At 71.7% G+C, this 26,616-nt stretch carries 21 protein-coding genes; 10 read left to right on the top strand and 11 right to left on the bottom strand.

Features of this window, described 5'->3' with window-relative positions:
• Positions 1–300: 300 nt before the first annotated feature.
• Entirely contained in the window at positions 301–621 is a 321-nt protein-coding gene (gene sugE, locus QSJ97_RS17110; RefSeq protein ID WP_285673205.1) for a quaternary ammonium compound efflux SMR transporter SugE, read from the top strand.
• A gap of 48 nt (positions 622–669) precedes the next feature.
• Positions 670–1,020 carry a RidA family protein gene (locus tag QSJ97_RS17105; protein WP_285673204.1) on the top strand — a complete coding sequence of 117 codons (351 nt, stop codon included), beginning with the start codon at positions 670–672 and terminating at the stop codon, positions 1,018–1,020.
• Between the two features lie 52 nt (positions 1,021–1,072).
• Here the strand turns inward: QSJ97_RS17105 and QSJ97_RS17100 are convergent, their stop codons facing one another.
• The 7 genes from QSJ97_RS17100 to kce form a co-directional block, all read right to left on the bottom strand.
• The gene (locus QSJ97_RS17100) at positions 1,073–1,189 is read right to left on the bottom strand and encodes a DUF2474 domain-containing protein (RefSeq protein ID WP_285673203.1); all 117 of its coding nucleotides are present in this window, start codon (positions 1,187–1,189) and stop codon (positions 1,073–1,075) included.
• Positions 1,189–2,193, bottom strand: coding sequence for a cytochrome d ubiquinol oxidase subunit II (cydB, locus tag QSJ97_RS17095; RefSeq protein ID WP_285673201.1), 1,005 nt, complete (start codon positions 2,191–2,193; stop codon positions 1,189–1,191). Before cydB ends, QSJ97_RS17100 begins: the two co-directional genes overlap by 1 nt.
• Before the next feature lie 7 nt (positions 2,194–2,200).
• Positions 2,201–3,619, bottom strand: coding sequence for a cytochrome ubiquinol oxidase subunit I (locus QSJ97_RS17090; RefSeq protein WP_285673199.1), 1,419 nt, complete (start codon positions 3,617–3,619; stop codon positions 2,201–2,203).
• A 195-nt stretch (positions 3,620–3,814) separates the two neighbouring features.
• Positions 3,815–4,270, bottom strand: coding sequence for a DUF6691 family protein (locus tag QSJ97_RS17085; protein WP_285673198.1), 456 nt, complete (start codon positions 4,268–4,270; stop codon positions 3,815–3,817).
• The gene (locus QSJ97_RS17080) at positions 4,267–4,707 is read right to left on the bottom strand and encodes a YeeE/YedE family protein (protein ID WP_285673197.1); all 441 of its coding nucleotides are present in this window, start codon (positions 4,705–4,707) and stop codon (positions 4,267–4,269) included. The genes QSJ97_RS17085 and QSJ97_RS17080 overlap by 4 nt, the downstream gene beginning before the upstream one ends.
• A 672-nt stretch (positions 4,708–5,379) precedes the next feature.
• Positions 5,380–6,339, bottom strand: a complete 960-nt coding sequence (locus QSJ97_RS17075; RefSeq protein WP_285673196.1) for an aminotransferase class IV — start codon at positions 6,337–6,339, stop codon at positions 5,380–5,382.
• A gap of 17 nt (positions 6,340–6,356) precedes the next feature.
• Positions 6,357–7,295 (bottom strand): 3,5-dioxohexanoate:acetyl-CoA acetone transferase, encoded by a 939-nt coding sequence (gene kce, locus QSJ97_RS17070; protein WP_285673195.1) that lies wholly within the window; start codon positions 7,293–7,295, stop codon positions 6,357–6,359.
• 191 nt (positions 7,296–7,486) lie between these two features.
• On the opposite strand from kce, the gene QSJ97_RS17065 reads away from it, so the two are divergent.
• The 7 genes from QSJ97_RS17065 to QSJ97_RS17035 all read left to right on the top strand — a co-directional run bounded on the left by QSJ97_RS17065 (position 7,487) and on the right by QSJ97_RS17035 (position 14,262).
• A complete protein-coding gene (locus tag QSJ97_RS17065) occupies positions 7,487–8,731 on the top strand; it encodes an ABC transporter substrate-binding protein (protein WP_285673194.1) in 1,245 nt (414 codons plus the stop codon).
• Positions 8,732–8,817: 86 nt separating this feature from the next.
• Positions 8,818–10,086: a branched-chain amino acid ABC transporter permease gene (locus tag QSJ97_RS17060; RefSeq protein WP_285673193.1), complete on the top strand. Its 1,269-nt coding sequence runs from the start codon at positions 8,818–8,820 to the stop codon at positions 10,084–10,086.
• Position 10,087: 1 nt separating this feature from the next.
• Positions 10,088–11,308, top strand: coding sequence for a branched-chain amino acid ABC transporter permease (locus QSJ97_RS17055; RefSeq protein WP_285673192.1), 1,221 nt, complete (start codon positions 10,088–10,090; stop codon positions 11,306–11,308).
• The gene (locus QSJ97_RS17050) at positions 11,305–12,039 is read left to right on the top strand and encodes an ABC transporter ATP-binding protein (RefSeq protein WP_285673191.1); all 735 of its coding nucleotides are present in this window, start codon (positions 11,305–11,307) and stop codon (positions 12,037–12,039) included. Before QSJ97_RS17055 ends, QSJ97_RS17050 begins: the two co-directional genes overlap by 4 nt.
• On the top strand, positions 12,036–12,752 hold the full coding sequence (locus QSJ97_RS17045; protein WP_285673190.1) for an ABC transporter ATP-binding protein: 717 nt from the start codon (positions 12,036–12,038) through the stop codon (positions 12,750–12,752). Before QSJ97_RS17050 ends, QSJ97_RS17045 begins: the two co-directional genes overlap by 4 nt.
• On the top strand, positions 12,749–13,243 hold the full coding sequence (locus QSJ97_RS17040) for a GNAT family N-acetyltransferase (protein ID WP_285673189.1): 495 nt from the start codon (positions 12,749–12,751) through the stop codon (positions 13,241–13,243). Before QSJ97_RS17045 ends, QSJ97_RS17040 begins: the two co-directional genes overlap by 4 nt.
• Positions 13,240–14,262: a histone deacetylase family protein gene (locus QSJ97_RS17035; protein WP_285673187.1), complete on the top strand. Its 1,023-nt coding sequence runs from the start codon at positions 13,240–13,242 to the stop codon at positions 14,260–14,262. The genes QSJ97_RS17040 and QSJ97_RS17035 overlap by 4 nt, the downstream gene beginning before the upstream one ends.
• Here the strand turns inward: QSJ97_RS17035 and QSJ97_RS17030 are convergent.
• The 4 genes from QSJ97_RS17030 to QSJ97_RS17015 form a co-directional block, all read right to left on the bottom strand.
• On the bottom strand, positions 14,240–15,595 hold the full coding sequence (locus QSJ97_RS17030) for a sensor histidine kinase (protein WP_285673185.1): 1,356 nt from the start codon (positions 15,593–15,595) through the stop codon (positions 14,240–14,242). The two genes, QSJ97_RS17035 and QSJ97_RS17030, sit on opposite strands and share 23 nt — an antisense overlap.
• Positions 15,596–15,714: 119 nt before the next feature.
• Positions 15,715–19,740, bottom strand: coding sequence for a G8 domain-containing protein (locus tag QSJ97_RS17025; protein ID WP_285673183.1), 4,026 nt, complete (start codon positions 19,738–19,740; stop codon positions 15,715–15,717).
• 241 nt (positions 19,741–19,981) lie between these two features.
• On the bottom strand, positions 19,982–20,470 hold the full coding sequence (locus QSJ97_RS17020; protein ID WP_285673182.1) for a hypothetical protein: 489 nt from the start codon (positions 20,468–20,470) through the stop codon (positions 19,982–19,984).
• A 30-nt stretch (positions 20,471–20,500) separates the two neighbouring features.
• Positions 20,501–23,353: a CARDB domain-containing protein gene (locus QSJ97_RS17015; RefSeq protein ID WP_285673180.1), complete on the bottom strand. Its 2,853-nt coding sequence runs from the start codon at positions 23,351–23,353 to the stop codon at positions 20,501–20,503.
• 287 nt (positions 23,354–23,640) lie between these two features.
• On the opposite strand from QSJ97_RS17015, the gene QSJ97_RS17010 reads away from it, so the two are divergent.
• Positions 23,641–26,610 carry an Ig-like domain-containing protein gene (locus tag QSJ97_RS17010; RefSeq protein WP_285673179.1) on the top strand — a complete coding sequence of 990 codons (2,970 nt, stop codon included), beginning with the start codon at positions 23,641–23,643 and terminating at the stop codon, positions 26,608–26,610.
• Positions 26,611–26,616 lie beyond the last annotated feature (6 nt).

Raw genomic sequence — 26,616 nt, 5'->3', positions numbered from 1 at the left:
TTGAGGCGCGCAAACCGCCCGGGGCCCCCGACAGGGCCCCGGGAGAACCCGCACCCCACCGCAACACACGGACAGGCCCGGGGACCGGAGGGCCGGGACCGGCGCCGCCGGCAGGACCGGGGGCCGCGGCCGGGCAGTCATTGCGCCGGCCGCGTCGGGGCGGTGGCACCGGCGGTGCGCCGATGCGGCTGCCGGCCGGCGGCGGCAGGCCCGCCGCCGCATGTCCGCCCCTTGCCAGCCGGGGCTGCGGCGCGCCATATGCCGGCGCGGCTGCATCGTTCCCGGCAGGAGGATCGCCACATGGCCTGGGTCGTGCTCGTGCTCGCCGGTCTCTTCGAGATCGGCTGGGCGGTCGGGCTGAAATACACCGACGGCTTCACCCGGCTCGTGCCGACGCTGCTGACCGCGGGCTCGATGGTGGTGAGCCTCGTGCTGCTCGGCCTGGCGCTGCGCAGCATCCCGCTCGGCACCGGTTACGCGGTCTGGACCGGGATCGGCACCGTCGGCACGCTGGCCTTCGGCATTCTCGTGCTCGCCGAGCCGGCAACGGTGGCGCGCCTGGTCTCGGCCGGGCTGATCCTTGCCGGCATCGTCGGGCTCAAGCTGTTCGGCGGGCCCTGAAGCGCCCGCCCGGACCCCTCAAACCGCATCACCCATCAGGAGCAGGAAATGGCCGAAATCACCCGCCACCACACCGGCAAGCGCATGTCGCAGATCGTTGTCCATGGCGACACCGTCTATCTCGCGGGACAGGTCGGCACCGCCGGCGCCAGCGTCGCGCAGCAGACGCGGGACTGTCTCGAGAAGGTCGAGGCGCTGCTGGCCGAGGCCGGCTCCGACAAGACGCGGATCCTGCAGACGGTGATCTGGCTCGCCGACATGGCCGATTTCGCCGAGATGAACGAGGTCTGGGACGCCTGGGTTGCCGAGGGCGCCGCCCCGGCCCGGGCCTGCGGCGAGGCCAGGCTGGCGACCCCGGACTACCGCGTCGAGCTGATCGTCACCGCCGCGCGCGGCTGAGGCCGGCGGCAGGAGCGATCCCGCGGCCCGGGCGCGCCCCGGGCCGCGCGGCTCAGAGCAGCACCGCGCGCAGCAGCCCGCCGAGCGCCGCGACCGCCGCGACGCCGCCGGCCCAGAGCAGCACGAACCAGCCGAGCCGGCGCCAGGTCCCGCGCCGCTCCGCCGCCATCAGTGATAGCCCTTCTCGGGATCGACCTTGCCGCGGAACACCCAGTAGGCGAAGGCGGTATAGCCGAGGATCAGCGGCACCAGCACCGCCGCCCCGACCAGCAGGAACGAGAGGCTGTCATCCGGCGCGGCGGCCTCCCAGATCGTCAGGCTCGGCGGCACGATATAGGGATAGAAGCTGATCCCGATGCCGACATAGCAGAGCGTGAAGATCGCCTGCGCGGCGAGGAAGGGCTGGGTGTCGCGGCCCTTGCGCAGCCCGTCGAACAGCAGCCAGGCGCAGAGCGCCACCAGCGCCGGCACCGCGAGGCTGAAGATCACGCTCGGCCAGGCGAACCAGCGGGTCAGGTAGACCTCGTTGAGGAACGGCGTGGCGAGGCTCGCCGCGGCGATCAGCGCCAGCGTCGCCAGCCCGGTGGAGCGGGCGTATCGCCGGCAGCGCTCGGCGACATGGCCCTCGGTCTTCATCACCAGCCAGGTCGCGCCGAGCAGCGCATAGCCGACCACCAGCGCCGCCCCGGTCATCAGCGAGAACGGGGTCAGCCAGTCCCACCAGCCGCCGGCATAGGCGCGGCCGGCCACCGGGATGCCCTGCACCAGCGCGCCCAGCGCCACCCCCTGCGCGAAGGCCGCGACGGTCGAGCCGGCGGCGAAGGAGAGATCCCAGAGCCATTTGCCCCGCGTCGTGCGCCAGCGGAACTCGAAGGCGACGCCGCGGAACACCAGCCCCAGCAGCATCGCGATGATCGGCGCGTAGAGCGCCGGCATCACCACCGCATAGGCCAGCGGAAACACCGCGAAGAGGCCGCCGCCGCCGAGCACCAGCCAGGTCTCGTTGCCGTCCCAGACCGGCGCCACCGAGTTCATCATCAGCGAGCGGTGCTGCTCCCCGCGCACGAAGGGAAAGAGGATGCCGACGCCGAGATCGAAGCCGTCGAGCAGGATGTAGGCCAGCACCGCGAAGGCGATCAGGCCGGCCCAGATGAAGGCGAGATCGAAGGGCATGATGTCCTCACTTGGCCGTGGTTGCGCGCCCGGCGTCGAGCGACAGCGCCTGCGCGACGCCGCCGGTGCGGATCGGCCCCTCGCCGGCGCCGCCGTCCGCGCTCTCGCCGCCCTCGGGGCGCTTGTTCATCAGCCGCAGGATGTAGAAGGTGCCGGCGCCGAACACCGCGAAATAGACCACGATGAAGGCGATCAGCGAGGCCTCCACCGCCGGTGCGTCGAGCGGCGAGGCGGCATCCGCGGTGCGCAGCAGCCCGTGGATCACCCAGGGCTGGCGGCCGACCTCGGTGGTGATCCAGCCCGCCAGCACCGCGACGAAGCCGCTCGGCCCCATCGCCACCGCGGCGCGGTGCAGCCAGGGCGCCTCGTGCAGCCAGCCGCGCAGCCGCCCGAGCCCGGACCAGAGCCCGATCGCCAGCATCGCGAAGCCCACCGCCACCATCACCCGGAACGACCAGAACACGATCTCCGCCGGCGGGCGGTCCTCCGCGGGCCAGGCCTTCAGCCCCTTGACCTCGCCGTCCCAGCTGTGGGTGAGGATCAGCGAGCCGAGATGCGGGATCTCGATCACGTGGTCGATGCGGGCGTTCTCGTCGTCGGGAATGCCGAACAGCACCAGCGGCGCGCCGGAGCGGGTCTCGTAATGCCCCTCCATCGCCGCGATCTTCTCGGGCTGGTGCGCGAGCGTGTTGAGCCCGTGCTGGTCGCCCGCGACGATCTGCAGCGGCGAGACGATCAGCGCCATCCACATCGCCATCGAGAACATCACCTGCGCCGCCCGGTCGCGCCGGTCGCGCAGCAGGTGCCAGGCGCCGACCGCCCCCACCACGAAGGCGGTGGTGAGATAGGCCGCCAGCACCATGTGCACGAGCCGGTAGGGGAAGGAGGGGTTGAACACCACCGCCCACCAGTCCGCCGGCACGTATTGCCCGGCCTCGTTGAGCGCGTAGCCCGCCGGGGTCTGCATCCAGCTGTTCACGCTGAGGATCCAGAACGCCGAGAACAGCGTGCCGGCGGCGACCATCAGCGTCGCGAAGAAATGCAGCCCCGGGCCGACCTTGTCGCGGCCGAACAGCATCACCCCGAGGAAGCCGGCCTCGAGGAAGAAGGCTGAGAGCACCTCGTAGCCCATCAGCGGGCCGACGATGGGCCCGGCCCGGTCGGAGAACACCGACCAGTTGGTGCCGAACTGGTAGGACATCACCAGCCCCGAGACCACGCCCATGCCGAAGGCCACCGCGAAGATCTTCTTCCAGTAGTCGAACAGCCGGCGATAGACCGGGTTCCCGGTCTTCAGGTCCAGCGCCTCGAGCACCGCGAGATAGCTCGCCAGCCCGATGGAGAAGGAGGGGAAGATGATGTGGAAGGCGACCGTGAAGGCGAACTGGAAGCGCGCGAGGTCGATCGCTTCGTAGCCGAGGAGCATGCACCTCTCCCATTCTGTCAGCCGGGCCGGCAGGGCCCCGCGCGGCCCGCCGGCGGAGCGGCCGGCGGGCGGACCGTCGGTCCTCTCGCGATATGCTTAACATGGATTTGTCCGGCGCGGCACCAACCGGAAGAAACGCCGCAGGCCGCGCCCGCGGCCCGGCGTCGCGCCGGGCCGGGCGGCCTGGCCGGGCGGCTAGCGGGCGGGCGCCGCCGGCCCGGCGAGCCGGCCGCCGCGCAGCCGGTGCCCGAGCCACATCCCGGCCAGCATCGCCGGCACGAAGACCAGCGTGCCCGGCGCGGCCAGCGTCAGCGCGGTGAAGGCCGGGCCCGGGCAGAAGCCGCCGATGCCCCAGCCGAGGCCGAACAGCGCCGCGCCGAGCAGCAGGTTGCGGTCGATCGCGCGCGCCGTCGGCAGCTCGAAGCGCCCGCCGAGCGCCGGCGCGCCGCGGCGCGGCAGCAGCAGGAAGCCGGGCAGCGCCACCGCGATGGCGCCGCCCATCACGAAGGCGAGGCTCGGGTCCCAGGCGCCGGCGATGTCGAGGAAGGCCAGCACCTTCGCCGGGTCCGCCATGCCGGAGATGACCAGCCCGAGCCCGAACACCAGCCCGGCCGCCAGCCCCGCCAGCGGGCGCAGCGCCGCGGCGCTCATGCCCCGCCCCCGAGCAGGTGGCGGATGGCGAACACCGTCGCCGCCGCCACCGCCATGAACAGCGGCACCGCGACCATCGAGCGCGGCGAGAGGCGCGAGAGCCCGCAGACGCCGTGCCCCGAGGTGCAGCCCGCGCCGAGGATGCTGCCGGCGCCGACCAGCAGCCCGGCGAGCGCCATCGCCGGCAGGTTGCCGGGCACCGACTGCGCGACCGCGCCGTTGCCGAGGGCGGCCCAGGCCAGCGGCGCGGCGACGAGGCCGAGCAGGAAGCCGATGCGCCAGCCGCGGTCGCCGCCCGGGCGCATGGCGGCGAGCGTGATGCCGGAGATGCCGGCGATGCGGCCGAGCAGGCCGAGCACCATCAGGCTGGCGATGCCGATCAGGACGCCGCCGAGCAGCGACATCCACGGGGTGAAGGGGGTCGGGTCAAGCGGCATGGGGCAATCCTCGCTGCATCATCGGGTGATCCATGATACATGTATATATTCATATGTGTCATTTCGAGGTGCGGATGGCCGCGCCGCCCGGCCCGGCAGCGGGAAGGCGCCTGCCCCCTCCGGCCCCGCCACTCCGGCCCTGGCGCACCGACCCCGTTGCTCCGGCCCCGCCGCTCTGGTCCTGCCGCTTCGGGCCTGCCGTTCTGGCCCTGTCGCACCGACCCCGCCGCACCGGCTCCGCCGCTCCGGGCCTGCCGCACCGACCCTTTCGTACCAGCCCCGCCGCATCGGCCCCGTCGCTACGGCACTGCTGCACCGGCCCAGCCGTTCCGGCCCTGCCGCTCCGGCCATGTCGCACTGGCCCTGCCGCTCCGGCCATGTCGCACTGGCCCTGCCGCTCCGGCCATGTCGCACTGGCCCCGCCGCACTGGCCCCGTCGCACCGGTCCTGCCGCTCTGGCGCTGTCGCACCGGCCCCGCCGCTTCGGTCCTGCCGCTCTGGCGTTGTCGCACCGGCCTCGCCGCGCCGGCTCCGCCGCTCTGGCCCTTCCGCCCTGACCCTGCCGTTCCGGTCTTGTGGCACCGGCCCTGCTGCTCAGGCCCCGCCGCGGCGGGGCCGCCGCTTTGGCCCAATCGCTACGGCCCTGTCGCTCCCGCCCCGCCGCTCGGGGGGTCAGCCGAGCTTCGCCAGATACTGCGCGACGAAATCGCAGCCGACGAAATCGACATAGGCGGCGATCAGGCGCCGGGTCACCGGGCCATAGGCGCCGGCCGCCGGGGCCACGCCGTTGATGCTGGCCACCGGGCAGATGCAGAGGCTGGTGGAGGTGATGAAGGCCTCGTCGGCGTTGTAGGCGTCGTAGAGGTCGAGATCGGTCTCGCGCACCGGGAGCCCGAGGCCGCGGGCGAGCTCCATCGCGGTCTCGCGGCTCACCCCCGGCAGGACGTTCTTCGCGCGCGGGGTCAGGACCTCGCCCCCGCGCACCAGGAAGATGTTGGAGCCGAGCCCCTCGCAGAAATTGCCCTGCATGTCGAGCAGGATCGCCCAGCCGTCCGGGTTCTGCGCGCGGACCTCGAGATCGCCCATGATCAGGTTGAGATAGTTGTGGCTCTTGGTGCGCGGGGTCAGCGCCTCGGGCGGCGTGCGGCGCACCGAGGGCGTCACCACCTGGACGCCGCTCTCGAACAGGTGCGCGCGCTCGGCCACCGGCATCGGCAGGCATTCGACGACCACCGTGGGGCCGTAATGGTCCCAGTTGTCGCCCGCCACCTTCATCACGCCGCGGCTGATGCGCTGGCCGACCCACCAGTCCTCGCCCTCGGCCAGCAGGTGGCGGTTGCGCTCCACCACCTCGCGGGTGATCGCCTTCATCGCCTCGGGCTCCATCGTCGGGTCGAGGCGCAGCGCGCGCAGCGAGGCGTAGAGGCGGTCGACATGCTCGTCGAGCTTGAAGATGCGGTGGTTGAAGGTGCGCGTGAGGTCGAAGGCGCCGTCGCCGAAGAGGAAGCTCCGGTCGCGATAGGGCACCAGCGCACGGCTTTCCGGCACGAACTTTCCGTTGAACCAGACGGTTCGCTCGTTGGAACGTTCGGTCGAACCTTGGTTCGTGCGGACATCTGTTCGGTCGTCCATGCGATTCTCCCCCGGCGTCAGAAGGCGACCTGGTCGGCGCCCTTGAGATCGAGCATGGCGCGGGCCTCGGCGGGGGTCGCGGCCTCGAGCGACAGTTCCGCGAGAATGCGCCGGATGCGGCTCACCTGCGCCGCGTTCGACGGCGCCAGCTCACCCTTGCCGAGATAGAGGCTGTCCTCAAGCCCGACGCGGATGTTGGCGCCCATGGTCGCGGCCATCGTGCAGAGCGGCATCTGGTGGCGCCCGCCGGCCAGGATCGACCAGAGATAGTCGCGGCCGAACAGCTTGTCGGCGATCCGGCGCATATGCGCGACGTTCTCCGGGTCCGGCCCGATGCCGCCGAGGATGCCGAAGATCGTCTGCACGAAAAGCGGCGGGCGCACCAGGCCGCGGTCGAGGAAATGCGCCAGCGTGTAGAGATGCCCGACATCGTAGCACTCGAACTCGAAGCGGGTGCCGCAGCCCTCGCCCAGCGCCGCGAGGATGCGCTCGATATCGGCGAATGTGTTGCGGAAGATGAAGTCGCGCGAGTTCTCGAGATGCGCGCGCTCCCAGTCGTGCCGGAAGGTTTCGTAGCGCCCGAGCAGCGGATAGAGCCCGAAATTCATGCTGCCCATGTTGAGCGAGGCCATCTCGGGGCTGGCGCGGCGGGCGGCGGCGATGCGCTCGTCCACGCTCATGCCCTGCCCGCCGCCGGTGGTGATGTTGAGCACCGCGTCGGTGGCCTCGCGGATCGCCGGCAGGAAGCGCAGGAACAGCGCCGGGTTCGGCGAGGGCCGGCCGGTCTCGGGCTCGCGCGCATGGAGATGCAGGATCGCCGCCCCGGCCTCCGCCGCGCCGATCGCCGAGGCGGCGATCTGCTCGGGCGTCACCGGCAGATGCGGCGACATGCTGGGCGTGTGGATCGAGCCGGTGATCGCGCAGCTCACGATCACCTTCCTGTTGCGTGCCGTCATCGCATCCGTCCTCCCTGCCCCGGCCCGCCGCGATCCGGATTTGTCGGAGATAATTCACCCTGCCTGTTGTGCTGGCAAGGATGCGTCACTTAGGCTCGGGGGAATTGGTGGCCGCAAGCCTCCGCCATTGCGCGGGCCAGAACACAGAAAGACTTATCCGCCGGGCTGCGAGACCGAACAGGGAGTTCATCATGACAAGTTTCACGCGACGCAGCCTGCTGGGCGCCTCGGCAATGGCGTTGGCGCTCACCAGCGGCGCCGCCTTCGCCGCGGATTGCCCGATCAAGATCGGCGGCATGGCCCCGCTCTCGGCGCCGGGCACGGTGGTCGGCGGCGAGGCGATGCGCGACGCCATGCTGATTGCCGAGGAGGACATCAACGCCGCCGGCGGGGTGCTCGGCTGCGAGGTCGAGGTGGTGATCGGCGACACCGAGGGCCTGCCCGAGAAGGGCGCGGCGCTGATGGAGAAGTTCATCACGCAGGACGGCGTGGTCGCGGTCGGCGGCGGCTATCACAGCTCGGTCGGCGTCGCCTCGAAGGATGTCGCCGAGGCCCGCGGCGTGCCCGTGGTCTTTGCCGAGACCTGGAACGACACCATCACCGGCGACAAGCAGAAGTTCATCTTCCGCATCGCGCCGCTCTCCTCCTGGGCCTCCTCGACGATCTGGAAGCACACCCTCGAGGTGCCCGGCGTGCAGAAGGTCGCGATCCTCACCGAGAACACCGATTACGGCATCCCCGCCGCGCAGGAGACCACCAAGGGCCTCGAGGGCGGCGGCAAGGAGGTCGAGACCTTCTCGGTGGATATCGGCACGCAGGACTATGCCGGCATCGTGCAGCGCATGAAGGCGGGCGACCCCGACATGATCATCGTGCTGGCCACCGGCGAGGCGGGCTACAACTTCCAGCAGCAGGCCTCGGATGCCGGCATCGGCTCGCTCGACATCCCCTTCCATGCCGGCCAGGTCTCGCTCGAATCGAAGGCCTACTGGGAGAACGTGCCGGACGGGAACTATGCCTTCGTGCAGCGCATCGGCGTGCCCGAGACCCTGTTCACCGACGAGGGCAAGGCCTTTGCCGCGAAGTACAAGGAGCGCACCGGCAAGGACGCGGTCGAGAGCTATGCCATGGAGGCCTATGACTCGATCGCCATCATCGCGCAGGCGATCGCCGAGGCCGGCTCGACGGATGGCGAGGCCATCGTCGCGGCGCTCGAGAACATCGAGCACCACGGCACGCTCGGCAAGATCTACTTCCCCTACGGCACCAAGAAGGACCCCTCCGAGGACGGCAAGGGCGACGAGTGGTGGCACCAGTGGCCCGACGTGGCGCTGACGGTGATCCAGTACCAGACCGAGGGCGAGAGCTCCGGCGGCGCGACCATCGTCTGGCCCGAGGCCTATCGCACCGGCGACCCGGTCTACGTGCATCAGTGAGCGCCCGAACCGCGCCGCGCCGGGCATCCCCGGTGCGGCGCGCCCATTTCCTCCCGGCTTGAGCCGGCAAGCGAGCGGGGCGTGACGTGGAGTCTCCTCTTCTCTTCTGGGGCGTCATCCTCTGGATGATCGTCTGGGGTGCTGTCGGCAGCGTGGTGCTGCGCCGGCGCTACCTGCACCGCGATCTCGATACCACCAACACCGTCTTCGTCGGCGCGATGTCCGGCGCCGCGCTCGGGCCCGTCGGGCTGGCGCCGCTCTGGCTGACCACGCCGAAGCTCGGCAACCTGCTGATCATCGCGCCGGCGCTGCTGACGGTGTTCCTGATCGCGGTGGCCTTCTCCTTCGCCGACCCGGACAACATCTGCGTGACCAGCTCGGGCTTCGTCGCCAGCCAGGCGGTGAACGGGCTGATCATCGGCATCATCTACGGCTTCATGGCGCTCGGGCTCACGCTGATCTTCTCGATCCTCGGCATCGTCAGCTTCGCGCATGGCGAGTTCTACATGGTCGGCGGGATGCTGGTCTATTTCATCTCGGCGGTCTGGCTGCCGGGGGTGCCGCCGCTGGTCGCGGTGATGGGGGCCTGCGCCATCGCGTTCCTGATCGGCGCGGTCTTCGAGCGGCTGATGCTGACGCCGATGTATCGCGGCAAGATCGACCGGCCGGTGGAATACGGCATCCTCGTCACCTTCGGCCTCGCCTTCACCATGCAGTATTTCGTGCAGGCGGTGGCCGGCGCCAACCCGGTGAAGGCGCAGCGCTTCATCGACTTCCCGCGGATGCGCTGGCCGGAAGACAGCGACCCGATCTGGGTCAAGACCAGCCGCGGCGGGGTCACGCTCTTCGAGCAGGTCTCGGTCTCCAACCCGCGGCTGATCGCGGCGGTGACCTGCGTGCTGGTGCTGCTGGCGCTGATGTACCTGCTGCACCGGACATGGACCGGCAAGGCCCTGCGCGCGGTCAGCCAGGACCGCGACGCCGCCGCCATCGCCGGCATCAACCCGGACCGGATGAACATGCTGGCCTTCGCCCTCGGCGGCATGATCGCGGCGCTGGCCGGAGCGCTGCTGGTGCAGGCCTTCTCCTGGCTGCCGCAGGTCGGCAACATCCCGGCGATGCGCAGCTTCGTGATCGTGGTGCTCGGCGGGCTCGGCTCGCTGCCCGGGGCCTTCCTCGGCGGGATCATGGTGGGCCTCGTCGAGGCCGCCGGCACCGGCTGCATCCCCGATGCGCAGAAGGCCGCCTCCTACATCCCGGCCTATGGCATGATCGTGCTGACGCTCACCCTGCTGCTGCGCCCCACCGGCATGTTCGGACGGCGCTTCGCCGCCGGCACCCACGGGAAGTTCTGACATGATGCGTCAGGTTCCCAACATCGCGGCGGTGCTGTTCCTCGGCGTGCTGGTCGCCTTCCCCTTCGTCTACACGGCGGGCGACTACGACTATGTGATGCATGTCCTGATCACCGCCTTCTTCTATGCGATCCTGGCCTCGAGCTGGTCGATGCTGGCCGGCTATGCCGGGCAGTTCTCGTTCGGGCACATGGGCTTCATGGGGATCGGCGCCTATACCACGGCGCTGTTCTGCCATTATCTCTGGGTCGCGGACGCGCCGACCGGGCTCTGCGACGAGGTGGAGATCTTCGGCACCTGGTTCATCGTGGTGGACGCGATCGGGGTCACCTCCTCGACACTGACGCAGGACTGCCTGCGCGAGGCGCTGGCGGCCGACCCCGCGCTCTCGGTGGGGCGGATGCCGGTGCTGCTCGGGATCGTCCTCGGCACGGTGATGGGCGGGCTCGCCGGCTTCCTGATCGGGCTGCTGGTGCTGCGGCTGCGGGCGGCCTATCTGGCGCTCTTCACCCTCGGCTTCTCGGAGATCCTGAAGGCCACGATCTCGGCCGAGATCGAGGTCACCCGCGGCCAGGCCGGGCTCGAGCTGCCCTCGCTCTACGAGAGCGGCATCACCCTCCTCGGCACGACCTACGACAAGACCGCCAAGCTGCCGCCCTATTTCACCATGCTGGGGCTGCTGCTGCTCTGCCTCGGCATCCTGACCTGGCTGGCGCGCTCGCGCTTCGGGCTCTTCGTGCGGGCGCTGCGCGAGGACCAGGACGCGGCGGCGGCGCTCGGCGTCAACACCACGCGCTACAAGGTGCTGGTCTTCACCATCACCTGCGCCATGGCGGCGGCGGCGGGTGCGGTGCAGGCGCATTACATCGGGATCATCACGCCGAACCTCCTGTTCCTGCTGCAGATGAGCCTCGTGGTGGCGATGGCGGTGATCGGCGGGGTGGAGAACTTCTTCGCCGCGGCGGTCGGGGCGATCATCCTGCAGGTGATGCTCGAGCTGCTGCGCAACAGCTTCGAGGTCGGCGGCTACGAGATCGACATGACGATCTGGCGGCTGGTCTTCTTCGGCCTGCTGCTGATGATCACGCTGCGGTTCTTCCGCAACGGGCTGCTGGCGCCGATGATCGAGTACTTCACCCGCGGCCATGTCGCGAAGGAGACGGTGGCGCGCCGGCAGGCGGCCGAGGCGGCCTTCGAGGCCGGGCGGGAGGCGGGCCGATGATCCATCTCACGGTGCGCAACCTGCACAAGCACTTCGGCGGCAACCACGTGCTGAAGGGCGTCGGCTTCGAGGTCAAGGGCGCCGAGCTGATCGGCCTGATCGGCCCCAACGGCGCCGGCAAGACGACGCTGACCAACATCCTCGACGGCGCCATCAAGCCGACCAGCGGCACGGTCTATCTCAACGGCGAGCGGATCGACCAGCTCGAGCCCTACGAGGTGGCGCGCGCCGGGCTCGGCCGCACCTTCCAGGTGACCCGCTCGTTCCGCCGGATGACGGTGCTGGAGAACCTCCAGGTGCCGGCGCTGGCGATGGACCGGGGCGAGAGCCGCGCCGAGATGCGCGACAAGGCCCATGACGTGCTCGAGTTCCTGACAATGGAGCACCTGCGCAACGAGTTCGCCCAGGCGCTCTCCGGCGGGCAGCAGAAGCTGCTCGAGCTCGGGCGCCTGCTGATGCTCGACCCGGACGTGATCATCCTCGACGAGCCCTTCGCCGGGGTGCATCCGAAGCTGATGGAGATCATCTATGCCTATATCCGCCGGGTGAACGAGGCGGGCAAGGCGATCATCATCATCAGCCACCAGATGGACTCGATCTTCTCCCTCTCCGAGCGGCTGCTGGTGCTGAACTTCGGCGACCTGATCGCCGACGGCCCGCCCGAGGCGGTGAAGCGCGACCCGGCGGTGATCGAGGCCTATCTCGGCAGCGACGAGGAGGAGGAGGCATGAGCGAACCGGTTCTCGAGATGCGCAACCTCTCGGTCGGCTACTACCGCGACCTCAACATCCTGCAGGCGCTCGACATCAAGGCGATGCCGGGGCAGATCACCACGATCCTCGGCGCCAACGGGGTCGGCAAGTCGACCGCGCTGAAGGCGGCCTTCGGCTTTCTCGCGCCCAATGCCGGCGACATCCTGCTGCATGGCGAGAGCATCCTCGACATCCCGCCGCACGAGAAGATCCTGAAGGGGCTGGCCTACATCCCGCAGAACCCCGGCGTCTTCAAGGACATGACGGTGGAGGAGAACCTGCAGCTCGGCGGCTGGACCTTCCGCGGCGACCGGCGCCGGGTGCGGGAGAAGGTCGAGGCGAACTACGAGCGCTTCCCGGCGCTGCGCGACAAGCGCCGGCAGATCACCGGCGAGCTCTCCGGCGGCCAGCAGCGCATGGTGGAGATCGGCCGCACGCTGATGTCGGAGCCGAAGATGCTGCTGGTGGACGAGCCGACCGCGGGGCTTTCGAAGATGCTGGCGGCGGAGGTCTATGCCATGCTCACCGACCTCGCGCGGCGCGACCGGCTGACCATCCTGCTGGTCGATCAGGAGATCCGCCAGGCGCTGAAGATCGCCGACTATGTCTATGTGCTCGAGCTCGGGCGGAACAAGTTCGAGGGGCCGGTGGACGAGTTCCGCGATCTCGAGAAGGCGTTCTGGGTGACATGAGCGGCGCCGGGGTGGCGGCGATCCGCCGGGCGGCGCGGCAGGACGTGCCCGCGCTCCATGCCTGCCTCGCCGCGATGGCGGCGGAGATCGGCGACGGCGCGGCCTTCCGCGCGCGGCCGGAGGATCTCGCGCGCCACGGTTTCGGCGCGGCGCCGCGGTTCCATGCGCTGATCGCCGAGGCCGGCGCGGAGACCGCGGGGGCGGCGGTGTTCTTCCCCGAGTTCTCCACCCTGCGCGGCGCGCCCGGGGTCTATGTCCAGGATCTCTATGTCGCGCCGGCCCATCGCGGCTCGGGGCTGGCCGCGCGGCTGCTCGGCGGTGTGGCGGCGGAGGCGCGGGGCTGGGGCGCGGGCTATCTCAAGCTCACCGCCTATGCCGACAACGCCCGCGCGCTCGCCTTCTATCGCCGCCTCGGCTTCCGCATCGACGACCGCGAGAAACCCTGCTTCATCGGCGGCGAGGCGTTCGACCGCCTCGGGGAGAGCACATGAAGGCCGTCTATCACCCGGCGCAGCGCGCGCATGACCCGAAGCACTTCCTGTCCTCCGGCGCGCCGCAGCCCAATCCGGAGCAGCCGGCCCGCGTCGATGCCCTGCTCGGCGCGCTCGAGCGCCGCGGCATCGCGCCGGCGGCGCCGGCGGATCGCGGCCTCGGCCCGATCGCGCGGGTGCACACGGCGGAATACCTGCGCTTCCTGCAGACCATCCACGCCCGCTGGCGGCGCATCGAGGGCGCCTCAGAGGAGGTGATCCCCAACATCCACCCGGACCGGCGCAGCGCCAGCTACCCGCTCTCGGCGGTCGGTCAGGCCGGCTATCACCAGGCCGACACCGCCTGCCCGATCTCCGCCGAGACCTGGGGATCGGCCTACTGGAGCGCGCAGACCGCGCTCGGCGCCGCCGATCTCGTGCTGGGCGGGGCGCGCGCGGCCTATGCGCTCTGCCGCCCGCCGGGGCACCACGCCTTCGCCGACCTCGCCGGCGGCTTCTGCTTCCTCAACAACACCGCCATCGCCGCCGACCACTGCCTGCGCGGCGGCCGGCGCCCGGCGATCCTCGACGTCGACCTGCATCACGGCAACGGCACGCAGGGGATCTTCTATGCCCGCGGCGACGTGCTCACCGTCTCGATCCATGCCGACCCGGCGCGCTACTACCCCTTCTTCTGGGGCCATGCGCAGGAGCGCGGCGAGGGGCCGGGCCTCGGCGCCAATCTCAACCTGCCGATCCCGCGCGGCACCGCCGATGCCGGCTTTCTCGATGCGCTGGAGCGCGGGCTCGAGCGCATCGCCGCCTTCGGGCCGGATGTGTTGGTGCTGGCGCTCGGCCTCGATGCCTTCGAGGGCGACCCCTTCGGCGGGCTGGCGGTCACGACGCCGGGGTTCGCGCGCATCGCCGAGGCCATCGGCAGGCTCGGCCTGCCGCTGGTGATCGTGCAGGAGGGCGGCTATCTCTGCGCGGAGCTCGGCGCCAATCTCGAGAGCTTCCTCAGCGGCCTGCCGGCGGGGTGACAGCCTCGGCCGGCTCCGCCGCCGACACCTCCGCCGACACCGCCACCACCGGCAGCCAGACGGTGAAGCGCGAGCCCTGCCCCAGCTCGCTCTCGATCTCGAGATCGCCCCGGTGCCGGCTCAGCACGTGCTTGACGATCGCCAGCCCCAGCCCGGTGCCGCCGCGGGCGCGCGATTTCGGCACCGAGACGCGGTAGAACCGCTCGGTCAGCCGCGGCAGGTCGGTGCGCGGGATGCCGGGGCCGGTGTCGCCGATCACCACGCCGATCATGCCGCGGCGCTCCTCCGGCGTCGCGACCGGCTCGACCCAGACCCGATCCTCCGGCCGGGCATACTTGATCGCGTTGTCGATCAGGTTCTGGAACACCTGCGACAGCTCCTCGCGGCTGCCGAGCACCACGGTCTCGGCATCCGGCAGCGCGGCGGCGAGGGCGACCCCGGCGGCATCGGCGATCGGCTGCATCGCCTCCACCGTCTCGCCGACGATCTCGCGCAGCGGCTGCGGGTTGCGCGGCGGCACGCGCTCGTTCTGCTCGATGCGGCTGAGCGAGAGCATGTCGTTGATCAGCCGGCGCATGCGCTCGGCCTGGGTCGCCATGATCCCGAGAAAGCGCTCGGCGGCCTCCGGATCGTCGCGCGCATGGCCCTGCAGGGTCTCGATGATGCCGCTGATGCTGGCCAGCGGGGTCTTCAGCTCGTGGCTCGCATTGGCCACGAAGTCGCGATAGAGCGTCTCGGTCCGCCGGTTCTGGGTGATGTCCTCGATCACCGCGATCACCGAGCCGGCGGTGTCGGCCTGCGCGTCCTTCGGCACGTCGTCGAGCAGGCGCAGATGCGCGCGGAGATGGATCTCGCATTTGCGCATCACCGCGAAATCGACCGAGACGGCACCGGCGCCGGCGCGCGCCGCGCCGATCCCGGCGAGCAGCTTCGGCGCCCGCAGCGCCGCGACATGGAAGCCCGCCTCCGGCAGCCGGCCGAACAGCTCGCTCGCCATCGGGTTGGCAAAGCGCACCACGTCGCGTTCGTCGATCATCAGCACGGCGAGCGGCAGCCGCTCGAGCAGCAGCTTGCCCGAGGGTGCCGGCATCGCCATCTCGCCGGTCCCCGCCCGGGCCGGGGCGGCCCTGCCGGATGCGGCTGCGGCTGCGGCCGCGGCGGCCCTGGCATGGCGCCCCAGCGACGGCCCGTGCCCCGGCAGCATCGCGCCGCCCGCCAGCGCCCCGGCGGCGGCGGCGATGATGGTCGAGGTCGGGTCCTGCCAGCCGAACTGGGCGGCGGCGCCTGCGGCGCCTGCGAGAAGTGCCGGCGCGAGGGCGGTGGCGATCGACATGGGCGCGGTCCTGCGGGGCGGCCTGCTGGCCTCTGGTCTGGCTCTTCCGCCCCGCTATAGCACAGGGGAATTCGCGTTCCGATGACGATCTGCCGACGTTTCCGACGCCGCGGCCGGAATCAGGCGGTCACCTCGAAGCTGACCCGCGCCGTGTCCTCGCGGCCCGCGGCATCGCGCAGGGTGACGGTGAAGCTGGCGATGCCGCGGAAATCCGCATCGGTGTCGAAGAAGACATTGTCGCCCTGCCCCGGCACGCCGGTGCGCACGCGGCCGCCCACCGGGTCGGAGACGCCCGCCACCGCGAGCCCGGCCTGCCCGCCCTGCGCGCCGGTGATCGCGGCGCTGACGATGCCGAAGCTCTCGCCCGCCGGGATCAGCGCCGGCAGGTCGACCGCCCGGGCCGCGAAGCCGGCGCCGAGCGTCACGTCGAAGAGGATCAGCCGCTGGCCGTCGCCGGCGGCGGCGATATCCGGTGCCACCGCGGTCTCGGCCACGCGGAACAGCAGCTGGTCCACCTCGTCGCGCAGCTCCGGCGCGAGGCCCGAGAGATCGACCGCGGCATGGCCGTCGTGCTGCCCGAGATAGCTCACGCCGTCGCCGGCATCGCGGATGAACACCTTGTAGCCCGCCACGGTGCCGCCGCCGAGCGCCTGGGTGGCGGCGCGGATGTCGAGCGTGTCGGCGCCGGACCAGTCGGCGCCGTCGAGCAGGATCGACATGTCGCCATGCCCGGCGCTGCCGTCGCCGTCGGAGACGACGTCCCAGAACACGATGCTGTCGGGCTGGTCCTGCCAGGCGGGGGTCGGCGCGGAGACCGCGGCCGAGCGGCCCGAGGCGACGAGGCGCGGATCGGCGCCGCCGTCGAAATCCGCCACCACCGGGTTGCCCGGCGCGCCGGTCTCGATCCGCACGCCGGCGACGAAGCGACTGGCGGCGGCGGCCCCGAGTGCGGTGTTGGCGCGGAAGCGCGGGTCGGCCTCCTCGGTATCGGCGACGAGGCGGAGCACCAGCAGGTCGCCCTCGCGGGTGAAGGCGGAGCCGTCGGCCGCGGCCAGCGCGGCGCGCCCCGCGACCTCGACCGCGCCGGTCAGCGCGGCATCGGAGGGCATCCCCGGCAGCTCCACCAGCACCGTGTCCCCGGCCTCGGCAAAGCGGAGCGACAGGGTGATTTCCCCGGGAATTTCGGGATATTGCAGCCGGTAGCTCAGATCGGAGTTCAGCACCGCCGCGCTCTGGTGATAGGTGTCGAAGGTGCCGCCATCGGCGATCGTCTCGCCGTCCGAGCGGGTCCAGCGCACCACATCCGCGGTGCCCGGCGCGATATCGGTATCGGCCCGCAGCAGGCCGATATCGGCCTCCGCCAGCACCCAGGCGCCCCAGTCCTCGCGGCGGATGCCGCCATCGGGGACGTGCAGCCGGCTCTCGCCGCCCGCGGTATCGGCCAGGATCGGCATCAGCCGCGCGCCGGCGGTGCCGCTCAGGCTGCCATCGACATCGAGGATGCCGGAGGACCACATGTGCCCGACATGGGTCTGCGGCGCGAAATCCACCCGGCCCGCCGCGCTCACATCCTCGAAGCCGAGGCCGGAGACGAAATGCGCCGGGCTCTTCTGCGCCGCGCCGTTGCTCTGGAAGGCCGCGTCGAGATCGGTGAAGCCGGCGAAATGGCTGTCGATCACGCCGGAGGGGCCGTCATAGATCGAATGCCCGCGGAAATAGCGGCCGTTGTAGGGCTCCGGCAGCGAGCGGCCCTGGGCGATCTCCTCCGCCGTCTCCGGCGTGCCGATATTGGCCGAGCGCCCGACGATCAGGCTGTCATAGATCACCTGGTTGTAGGAGAAGAAGGTCGCGCGGGCGTTGTCGGCGGATTTCACGTCGTGGAACTCGATGCCCTCGGCGCGCACCCAGATCGCCCGGTCGGCGGACTTGTAGGAGGTGAAGTCCCGCACCACGGCATCGCCGGCGGGGTGGTACTCGCTCTCGACGAAGACGCCGGTCTCCGGGTCGGCATGGCCGTCGAAGGCGAGGTTGGCGAAGGCGTTGGAATGCGCGACATTGCCCTCGAAGCGGCCGAGCGCCAGCGTCGCCTCGCCCGGCGCCGGGGCGAACCAGAAGCCGCCATGCTCGGCGCCGCCCGCGACATTGCCGAGGAAGGTGTTGTCCGGGTTGGTGATCCAGAAGGTCGCGACATGGGTCTCGTCGGTAGGGGTCGTGCCCTCGCCCGGCGCGGCGGCGCGGGTGACCAGCCCGAGATTGCCCTCGAAGCGGTTGCCGGTCTCGCTGCCGTCCTCGAGGAAAAAGGTATGGCCGATCACGTCATGGGCGACATTGTCCTCGATGCGGGCATTGTCGGTGCCGTGCACGGTGATCGCGCGGTTGTAGGTCTCGTGGAAGCTCGAATCGGTGATCCACTGGCCCGCGGCATCGCCGATCTGGTGCCAGTGCGCGGGGTATTTCCCGAGCGCGCCGGCCTGGCCCATGCGGGTGAACTCGACGCCCGCGATGCGCATCTCGGCGCCCTGCATCACCATGGTATGGCCGCCAAAACCGTCGAGATGGGCATCCTCGTCGCCGCGGATCACGATGTTGCGCGACAGCAGGCCGACCTCGGCGCGGGTGTCGAGCAGGCTGCCGTCGGCATAGGTCTGAAGCGCGCCGAAATGCATGTGGGCGAGCGCCCGGTCGAGCTCGATCCGGGTGCCGTCGGCGCTGATCGCGGCGATGGTCGCGGTCTCGGCCTGCTCCATGTCGAAATCGGTGGAGGCGATGACGATCGCGTCGCCGACCTCCCAGCCGGCATCCGCCTCGAGCCGGAGCATCCGGCTGCCGGCCTCGACCGTGGCGGCGAGGCGCGTCCAGTCGGTCTTGGCGGCATCGGCGGAATGCAGCGCGATGGTGGAGCCCTCGCCCATCGCCATCAGGAAGCCGGTCTCGTCGGCCTCGAGCGCCGCCAGCGCGCATTTGCAGACGCCGCCGGTCACCGGGCAGGCATCCGCGTGGTCGTCGTGGAGCGAGGCCCAGTCGGTGCGGTCCTCCGGGTCGCCGGTGAGGGTCAGCGTGAATTCATGGACGAAGGGCGCATCCGCGGTGCCGACGATGAAGTCGCCGCCGTCCATCACCATCATCCAGTCGGTCGCGAGGGCGAGGTCGCGGCTGTCCTCGGCGACCAGCGTGCCGTGCACCATCAGCCCGGCCAGCGCGACATCGGTGTCGAGCAGCACGGTGCGGCCGGCCTCGATCACCACCACGTCGCCGGGGCCGGGCAGTGCGCCGCCCCAGGTGGCGGGGTCGGACCAGCGCTCGACCGGGCCGTCGGCGGCGAGATCGGCGGCGGCGGGGGCCGCGTCCAGCCCGATCGCGGCGAGCCCGCCGAGATCGAAGCCGGCGAAGCCGACGGTCTCGGCGGCATGGGTGGTCTCGGCATCGGCCGAGGCTTCCTCGGCGATCCAGATCCGGTCGCCGGCGAGGTCGAGGGCGACGGTGGCGGTGTCCGGGCCGTTCGCGGTCTGCGCCTGGGCGAAGATCGCCCCGGCCTCGGCCTCGAAGCCGCCCGGCACATGGGTGACGCCGGCGACCTGCCCCGAGGCCTGCCCCGAAGCCTGCTCGACTGCCGCGCCCGCGACCGCGATCCAGCCGAAGCTCGCGGCGACCGCGCCGGTGGCGGCCTCCTCGGCCTGCAGCGAGGCGGCGAAGCCCTCCGCCGTCACCGCGTGCAGCCGCGTGGTGGCCGCGCCATCGGTCTCGGACTGGATCTGGCCGAGCACCACCGGCGCCGTCCCGTATTCCGCCGCGAAGCCGATCCCGGCAAAGCGCGGCCCGTCCACCGCGGCCAGCGTCGCCGCACCGGCCTCGATCACGCGGCCATCGGCCAGCGCGTGCCGCCCCTCGGAGACGGCAATCCAGCTCACCGTCTCGGCCCCGTGCGCGCCATCGAGATAGTCCCACTCGTCGATGCGGATCTCGAAGCCGGTCTCGTCGACGCCGCGGATCGCCAGCGTGAAGGGATGCGCGCCATTGGCCGACTGGCTGCCGGCGACCACCACCGGGTCCTCGATCTCGCGGTCGAACGCGACGCGCTGCCAGCTCTCGGCCGCGCCCTGCGACAGCTCCAGTTCCCCGACCTCGCCGATCCAGTCCTCGAGCATCCCGGCTCTCCCCTTGTCCCGAAACGGGGCGGGGCCAAGCCGGCCTCCCGCCCGGGGCGGCGCTTTCGACCCGAAACGGGGCTGCGGCGCACGCCTTGAGCGGGCAGGAGCAAGCGAAGTGCCAATCGGAGGGGGTGCGGCATGGTTGACGCCCGCGGCCGGGCGACTGCGGGGCGGCAGGGCGGTGCTGGCTGGGGCGGCGGTGCTGCGGGGAGTGGCGCTGCTTCGGGGGTGGCGGGGCTCAGTCGTCCCGCGCGGGGCGGTCCTGCGGCGCGCTGGCCGGATCGTCCGGCGGCAGGAGCTGCCCGAGCCGGGTGTCGATGTCGAACACCCGGTCGGCCAGGGTCTCCACCTGGTCGGTCAGCCGGCGGGTCACGAGCTCGGCCCGGCGCGCCGCGGCGCCCTCGGCCTGCCGGCTCTCCCGCGACAGCCGGGCGAGGATATCGGCGATCTCCCGCATCTGCGCCGCGAGCTGGCCGCAGCGGCGCGCGATCTCGTCCTCCTGGCGCCGGCCCTGCCGCTCGAGATCGGCGAGGCGCCGCTCGGCAACCGCGAGGCGGGCGGCGAGCCCGGTGGCGTCCCCGGTTTCGATCCCGGCGGCGGCCCCGGCGCGGGCGGCGGCGCCGCGCGCGCGGAGGAGGCCAGAGAGCGCGACGGCCGCCACGGCGCCGATCGCCGCCGCCAGCACGGCGATCGGCAGGACCAGCGGGAGCCCGGCGGCGACCGACATCAGCCCGCGCCCCCGGCCCGCGCGCCGGGCTCAGGCGAAGACGACGGTGCCGTCATCGGTCAGCTCCCCGGGCAGCACGCCCTGCAGGGTGATCAGGTCGCCCGGATCGGCGCTGTAGCCGAGCGTCAGCCAGCCATCCGCCGAGGTGCCGAGATCGAGCGCGCCGAAGCTTTGCATGCCGCCGGCGAGCAGCAGCGTCTCCAGCCCCGGCTGGAAGTCGAAGATCAGGTCGTCGCCATCGCCGGCGGTGAAGTGGAACACGTCGATCCCCGCCTCGCCGGCGATGCGGTCGGCGCCGGTGCCGCCCGCCAGGGTATCGGCCTCGTTGCCGCCGAAGAGGCTGTCGTCGCCCGGGCCGCCGTCGAGACTGTCGCGCCCGGCCTTGCCGCGGAGCGCGTCGTTGCCGGTGCCGCCGTCGAGCACGTCGTCGCCCTGCTCGCCATCGAGAGCATCCGCGCCCGCGCCGCCGAGCAGCGTGTCGTCGCCGGCGCGGCCCGCGACGGCATCCTCGCCGTCGCCGCCGGCCAGCAGATCGGCGCCGTCGCCGCCGCGCAGCGTGTCGTCGCCCGGGCCGCCGTCGAGGCTGTCGTCGCCCTCGTTGCCGTTGAGGAAGTCGTTGTCCGCCCCGCCCTCGAGGCTGTCGTCGCCGGCCTCGCCATAGACCCGGTCGGCGCCCGCCCCGCCCTGCAGGAGATCGCCGTCATCGCCGCCGCGCAGCGTGTCGTTGCCGGCCTCGCCCAGCAGCGTGTCGCGGCCGGCGCCGCCGAGCAGGATGTCGGCATCCTCGCCCGCCATCGCGAGATCGTCGCCATCCTCGCCATCGACGAAATCCGGCCCGGTGCCGGCCCAGATCGTGTCGTCCCCCGGGCCGCCATAGACGGCATCGTTGCCGTCGTCGCCGAACAGGCTGTCATCGCCCTCGGCACCGTCGACGGTGTCGCGCTTGTCGCCGCCGCGGAGCGTGTCGTTGCCGGCATTGCCGATCATCAGGTCGATGCCGGGGCCGCCCTCCATGCTGTCGTCGCCATCCTCGCCGTAGAGCGTGTCGGGGCCGCCCTCGCCATGCAGCGTGTCGTTGCCCGGGCCGCCGTTGAGCAGATCGCCCTGGCCGGAGATGCGGTCGCCGAGATCGCCCTCGAGCAGATCGTTGCCGGCCTGGCCCAGCAGGGTGTCGGCGCCGGCATCGCCGCGCAGGCTGTCCTGCTGCGCCTCGCCGTAGAGCAGGTCGGCATCGGCGCCGCCCTCGAGCCGGTCGGCGCCGCCGCCGCCGCGCAGCGTGTCGTCGCCGCCGGCGCCGCGCAGCGTGTCGTCGAGCGCGCCGCCGAGCATGAGGTCGGCGCCGGCGGTGCCGGTCTCGGAGATCCCCGGCGCGCCGATCTCGATGACGATGGCGGCGGAGGCGTTGTTGCCCTCGCTGGCCTCCGCCACCTGCCCGTCGCTGTCGGCCAGCGCGGCGACATGGTAGGTGCCCGAGGGCAGCTCGGCCGGCACGGTGAAGACGAACGGCGCGCCCTCGGTGGCGGCGCCCCCGGCGGCGAGCAGCGTGCCCTGCGGATCGGCCAGCAGCAGCGTGTCGGCCGCGTCCACCACCGGGTCCGGCGAGAGATGCAGCGCCGAGCCGACGGCGGGGGCCGCGGCGCCGCCGGCATTGCGCACGGTCCAGGAGACGCCGATGGCCTGCCCCGCCTGCCAGGCCGTGGCGGAGAGGCTGAGCGCCTCGGCCAGCAGATCCGGCCGCGCCGAGACGGTGATGCTCTGCGCGATCAGCCCGGTGTTGTTGGTGGTGCCGAACTCCGCCTGCCCGCCCGCCGCCTCGAGCGCCCAGCCGAGGCGGTAGCTGCCGGCGGGCATCGCCGCGGGGATCTCCAGCGGCACCGTGATCTCGGCCTGCGCGAAGGGGGCGAGCGCGGGGATCGCGGCGCTGCCGAGGGGCGTGTCGTATTCCGTGATGGTGGCGTTGGTGGAGGCGTAGACGGTGATCGTGCCCGCCGCCGCCGCGGTGCCGATATTGGCCAGGTCCACCGTCAGCGTCGCGCTTTCGCCGGCGCCGAGCTCGGCCCTGGAGATCGCCGCCGTCCCGCTGCCGAAGGCGGTGACGGCATCGGTGAGGTCCGGCAGGTCGGTCGGCGGGTTGAGGATCGCGTCCTGCCCGATCCACTCCTCGATCAGCCCGATGGTGGCGGCGGTGAGCCGGGTCGCGCCATTGCTGGCGCCGGGCGCCTGCGGATCGGCGGCGCCGGTGGTGTGGATGCCGATCACCTCGCGCCGGCCGCTGGCCTCGTAATACTGCCAGACCGGCGCGCCGCTCATGCCGCCGGCGGTGTCGAGCGTGCCGCCATAGAACAGCCGGTCGTCGGAGGCGCCGCTCAGGGTGCCGGCGGCGGCATATTGCGCGGCGCCGCCGGACAGATCGCCGGGATAGCCGGCGAGCGTGACATTGGCGCCGGCCGGCTCCGGCGGCGCCGCCAGATCCATGTATCCCAGCACCGCGCCGATGCTGCGGTCGAGCGTGACCAGCGCCCAGTCCGCCCCGGTGTCGGCGGCGCCGGTCCAGCCCGCCGGCGCGCGCATCGCCGCCGCCTCGGCGCGGGCGAAGGGCTCGAGCGCGCCGTCCTTGCCGAAGGCGACGGTGATCGACTGTGCCCAGGGATCGCTGCCGAACTCGCCGCTGTGCACGACATGGCCCGCGGTCAGCATGTGATAGGCGCCGACCAGGAAGCCGGTGCCGACGAAGATGCCGGCCTCGGCGGTGATCGTGACCTTGCCGATGCTGCGCCAGGGGAAGGCGGTGGTGTCGCCGACGCGGACACGGTCGTCGCTGCCGAAGACGCTCTCGTCCTGCGTGAGCCCCGGCCCCGCCTCCGCCTGCGCTGCGCCCGCCATTGCCGCTCCCGTGCCTCGAATGGATGCCTCGGACACTCCACCGATCATGGTTTCGCTTCGATTAACGCGGCGCCCTGCCCGGCCCCGCGGCACGCCGCCGCCGCCGCCTTGGTTGCCCGTTCCATACTTTACGATGTTCGACCTGTCTTGATTAACAAGAAGTACACACGAAATACGTAACGCCCGGTTTACCAGATATATTTCACCCCGCTTTGCCGAAATTGGAGAGTTTATTTCTACGGAACTCGGGGAGATTGGCGGCAACGAACCGCATGGGGTATGAGCCAATGTCCTTCGATATCAGTTTCGACTACCGCTTCGACACGGCGGGCTTCTTCGACAATCCCGATGCGGTGGCCGCGCTGGAGGCTGCCGCCGCGATCTGGGAGGGCGTGATCGGCGACGAGTTCGAGGCCGTGCCCGCCGGCGTCGCCTTCTGGGTCAGCAACCCGGTGGACGGAACCGCCGAACAGGTGGTGCTCGATGCGGAGATCGACGACCTGCTGATCTTCGTCGGCGCCAGCGCCGCGCCCTTCGGCATCGCGCACGAGGCCGAGGCGCTGCTGCCGGAGGGCTATGCCTGTTCCTGCGCGCTCTGCTGCGGCAACCCCGCGGTCACCGCCGAGGCCGGGGCGCTGGCGCGGGCGGGCTATTCCGGCTACGGCGCCGCGGGGGATGCGCTGAACGCCCGGATCTCGACCAACTTCCGCGGCCAGGGCGCGGCGAGCGATTTCGAGCCCTATGCCGGGGTGATGGGGTTCAACACCTCCTACAGCTGGAACTACGACCTCGCCGGGCCGAGCGCCGGCACCTACGACTTCCTCACCGTCGCGCTGCACGAGATCGGCCATGTGCTCGGCATCGGCACCGCCGGGGCCTTCGGCGACTGGATCTCCGGCGGCAGCTTCACCGGCCCCAACGCCACCGCGGCGAATGGCGGGCAGGCGCTGCCGGTGCATGGCGACAGCGCCCATGTCGCCGCCGGGCACAACGACAACAGCGTGGTGATGGACCCCTCGATCAGTTCGAACCAGCGGGTGTCGCTCTCCGAGATCGACAAGGCGCTGCTGGCCGATATCGGCTACGAGATCGACGGCTACACCACCCAGGGCACGCCCTTCGCGATCACCACCGAGGGCGACGACGGCCCGGTCTTCGGCACCATCGTGGCGGATGCCATCGCGGGCCTCGGCGGCGACGACCAGATCCAGGGCAATGCCGGCAACGACACCATCGAGGGCGGCGGCGGCGCCGACACGCTCTTTGGCCAGGCCGGCGACGACCGCCTGATCGGCGGCGCCGGCGGCGACATCATCCTCGGCGGCGACGGCGCCGACCTGATCGACGGCGGCGGCGGCAGCGACACGCTCTACGGCGATGCCGGGGTCGACCGCTTCGTCTTCGCGCCGGGCGACGGCACCGCGACCATCTCGGATTTCGACATCGCCGCCGAGACCCTGCTGATCTCGCCGGATTTCGGCCTCGCCGATGCCGCCGCGGTGCTGGCGACCGCGAGCAAGCCGTTCGCCAACGTCACGCGCCTCCAGCTCGACCAGACGACGAGCATCGACATCTTCCATGCCAGCCAGTCCGGCACGCCGCTGACCGCGGCCAACATCGCGATCGAGGCGGTCGATGCCGCCAATGCCGCGCCGACCGCGGCGCCGGACACCGCGACCGTCGCCAGCGGGCAGAGCGTGGTGATCGACGTGCTGGCGAACGACAGCGACCCGGATGCCGATGCGCTGGCGATCTCGGCGCTCGGCACGCCCTCGGGCGGAACCGTGGAGATCGTCGAGGGCCGGCTGGTCTACACCGCCGATGCCGGCTTCAGCGGGCTCGACCAGTTCGACTACGCCATCGCCGACGGGCGCGGCGGCGCCAGCGGCTCCTTCGTCAGCGTCACCGTCACCGCGGCCGATGCCGTGGTCGAGGGCACCGATGGCGCCGACAGCCTCACCACCGGCGACGGCGCCGACACGATCTTCGGCCGGCGCGGCGACGACACGCTCACCGGCGGCGGCGGCGCCGATGCCATCGACGGCGGCGGCGACCACGACCGGATCAACGGCGGCACCGGCGCCGACACCCTCACCGGCGGCGCCGGGCGCGACACCCTGCTCGGGCAGGACGGCGACGATGTCCTGATCGGCGACGGCGGCGACCCGGCGACCGGCCAGAACGACGTGCTGAACGGCGGCGCCGGCGACGACCTGCTCTCCGGCAATGGCGGCGCCGACACGCTGCATGGCGAGCTCGGCAACGACACCATCCACGGCGGCGCCGGCGTCGACGTGCTCAACGGCAACGAGGGCGACGACAGCCTGCTCGGCGGCGACGACCGCGACACCCTGAGCGGCCATGCCGGCGACGACCTGCTCTCCGGCGACGGCGGCAACGATGTCCTCAACGGCGGCGACGGGCACGACACCGTCTCCGGCGGCACCGGCAACGACCGCATCGACGGCGGCGCCGGCGACGACGACCTCTCCGGCGGCGAGGGGGCCGACATCCTGCTTGCCGGCGACGGTGCCGACACGATGGATGGCGGCGCCGGCAACGACACCCTGCGCGGCGATCTCGGCGACGATTCGATCCTCGGCGGCGACGGCGGCGACCGGATCTACGGCCAGGACGGCGCCGATACTGTCGGCGGCGGGGCGGGCAACGACATGATCTTCGGCAATGCCGGCGACGACCTGCTCGCCGGCGACGACGGCGACGACATCCTCAAGGGCGATGCCGGCGCCGACACCATCGCCGGCGGCGGCGGCGACGACCGGGCCGTCGGCGGCAGCGGCGACGACAGCATCGACGGCGGCGCCGGCGACGACCTGATCGACGGCAGCGCCGATGACGACCGGCTCGCCGGCGGCGATGGCGAGGACACGCTCTTCGGCGGCACCGGCAACGACGCGATCGCCGGCGGCGCCGGCGTCGACGTGCTGCGCGGCCAGGGCGGCGACGACACCATCGAGGGCGGCACCGGCAACGACCGCATGGGCGGCGATGCCGGGGCGGATGTCTTCGTCTTCGCCGATGGCGACGGCACCGACCTGATCTTCGACTTTACGCCGGGCACCGACAGCATCCGGATCACCGGCATCGCCGGGGAGGTCGGCGATCTGGTGGCGGGCAGCGATTCCGGCGGCCGGCTCACCATCGCCTACAGCGACGACCCGGCCGACGTGATCCGCTTCGGCGGGCTCGGGTTCGACGATTTCGCCGATGTCGCGGCGGAGATCGCGTTCTTCTGACGCGGC

Source organism: Paralimibaculum aggregatum, assembly GCF_030270585.1.
Lineage (GTDB): Bacteria > Pseudomonadota > Alphaproteobacteria > Rhodobacterales > Rhodobacteraceae > Thermohalobaculum > Thermohalobaculum aggregatum.
The sequence above is the reverse complement of the archived record's forward strand: the minus strand, read 5'-3'. Positions and strand labels throughout refer to the sequence as shown.